We start from the raw sequence: 2083 nt of genomic DNA on the forward strand, positions 1-2083 counted from the left end.
CGGCGATGTTCGGAGGTTCTGCGATTTCGCGACTGTCCGTGGGCATCGTGGAATAACCTTCGTCACCGTGCGGTACCAGAGCGAAAAATCCATCCGGAAGATCAATGCCGATGCCGACAAAGATGCCGTATTTCGGCTAGGCGGGGACGAGTTCCGGTAGGGTCCGTCCGTTCCCGCAGCATCATCAAAGCTCGGATGTCGCCGTATCCCAGGTGGCAGGGTGATCGGATTTGCCGCGATCCCCGTGATCGTTTGCCACCGTACCTCGAAGTAGCGCCTCCAGAGCATCGGCCGCATCGTTCGCCAGCGCAGCGTCGAGACATCCTGTCAGGCAGTGGACATCGTCGCGCAGCATGGTGTCGTCCGCCCTCATGTCTTCTGTCGCAGCGACGCGCAGCAATCGGACAAGGTGAAGTACGTGCATAGGGGACGGCTGCCTGCGCATGGTCGATGTCCTCTAAAATTTGGCGATACGTCGATTGGGAGTCGACGCATCGCCCTGACGCTCCGGCATTGCAAGAACGTCAATCCAGATCTCGTATATGAGCCGCATCGTTCAGCGACGCTGCCTGAAGGACCGGCCGTTTCCATGATGTTAGAGTGCAAGTGCTCACTGCGCCTCACCCGTTCGGGTGAAAGGTGACAATAAGATCATCGCAAATTGTCAGAAGACCTTCGAGGCTGATAGCGTGATGTCCGACGTCTCGTCGGTGAAGCTGGGCATGTGCGCTTATGTTGGATACCCTCATCGACCTGACATATGAGGCCAGCGTGAACTGCGAGCTCTGGCCTTCTGTGCTCGATCGCCTGTCGAAGATCGCGGATGCCGAGGGCGGAGTCCTGTTCGCCGCAGGCAGCGGCGCACCTCAATGGACGGCGTCGAGAAGCCTTCACTCCACCATGCGGGACTTCGTTACAGAAGGCTGGGCCGCCGACAACCTGAGAGCCGAAGCTGCCTTCAGATTGAGGCCTCCCGGGTTCGCTACCGATCAGGATTTACTGTCTGACAATGAGATCGAGCATCACCCGGTCTACCGTGAGTTCTTCCGACCTCGCGGCCTCGGTTGGTGCGTCGGTTCTACCCTTCTGCCGCTGACGGGAGATGTTCTCGTCGTGAGCCTCGAGCGGCGCTTCGAACGCGGGCCTGTCGAAGCCTCGGTGAAGGTAGCTCTTGATCCGATGCGGCCCCACCTCGCGCGAGCAGCTCTTTTGGCCTCCCGCTTCGGACTTGAGCGAGCGAAAGGGACGGTGATCGGGCTCGACATGATTGGGTTGGCCGCCGCAGTCATCACTGCAAACGGAGTCGCCGTTGCCGCCAACGGGCATCTGGAAGCGATGCCGACCCTTGTGCAACTGAGAAGCTTCAACCGTCTTGCGCTGGTCGATCCGGAGGCAAATGTTGCACTAGCGGCCGCGCTGCCATCGCTCGGTCGCCGGGGTGGGGGCCGGCGAGCCGCCATGACGTTTCCGCTGAAGTCGCACGAAGGCCCACCCGCCATCGCTCATTTAGTGCCCCTGGTCGCTTCAGCGCGAGATGTCTTCAACAGGGGGGACGCCCTGCTCATCGTGTCACGTGTCGGACAGAACGGTGTTCTGGGCGACTCCTTGTTAGAGGCGATCTTCGACCTTACGCCCTCAGAGTCCCGTATCGCCCGCCGTCTATGCGAAGGGACGACGGGTAGGGATATTGCCCGTCAGTTCGGACTTTCACACGAAACAATCCGCAGTCACACGAAGGCAGTCTTTCGCAAAACCGGGGTTCGTCGGCAGGCTGACCTAATCCGTCTTGTCAGCGGGTTGCCCGTAACAGGCTGACGGCGGAGCAACCTGCTACTGAATGGAGCTAGTTTGACTGTAAGCTCGTCAGTTCTCAAGCGGCAACCGACTCCTCGGCTACGGTCAGGTCACGTAGGATCGAATGCACCTTCTGTCCGCCGAGGGAAGCCGGGTCGAAGCCGCTGTCAATTCCAACTTGCGCGAAGCGTCTTTCGTCGACGACGGAGTTTCCGACGAAGCCCATCGCCCAGTTCGAAAAAGATCGATGCGTAATGGGCTCGAGCGCGAGAAGCGAAACGTCGCCGTG

2 protein-coding genes and 1 pseudogene are annotated in these 2083 nt (G+C 59.9%); 1 reads left to right on the forward strand and 2 read right to left on the reverse strand.

Features of this window, described 5'->3' with window-relative positions; translation table 11 throughout:
• Positions 1-184: 184 nt before the first annotated feature.
• On the reverse strand, positions 185-355 hold the full coding sequence (locus ACZLZY_RS24780; RefSeq protein WP_472936625.1) for a hypothetical protein: 171 nt from the start codon (positions 353-355) through the stop codon (positions 185-187).
• 377 nt (positions 356-732) lie between these two features.
• On the opposite strand from ACZLZY_RS24780, the gene ACZLZY_RS24785 reads away from it, so the two are divergent.
• The gene (locus tag ACZLZY_RS24785; protein ID WP_472936626.1) at positions 733-1815 is read left to right on the forward strand and encodes a helix-turn-helix transcriptional regulator; all 1083 of its coding nucleotides are present in this window, start codon (positions 733-735) and stop codon (positions 1813-1815) included.
• 55 nt (positions 1816-1870) lie between these two features.
• Here the strand turns inward: ACZLZY_RS24785 and ACZLZY_RS24790 are convergent.
• Positions 1871-2083 (reverse strand): annotated as a pseudogene (locus ACZLZY_RS24790) (BLUF domain-containing protein); the annotation flags it as partial.

Source organism: Mesocryomonas lacus (assembly GCF_055730135.2).

What these genes read in the sequence shown, in the direction of transcription:
- ACZLZY_RS24780 (WP_472936625.1), bottom strand. Translation starts at nt 355, where the DNA reads ATGCTGCGCGACGATGTCCACTGCCTGACAGGATGTCTCGACGCTGCG.
- ACZLZY_RS24785 (WP_472936626.1), top strand. Translation starts at nt 733, where the DNA reads ATGTTGGATACCCTCATCGACCTGACATATGAGGCCAGCGTGAACTGC.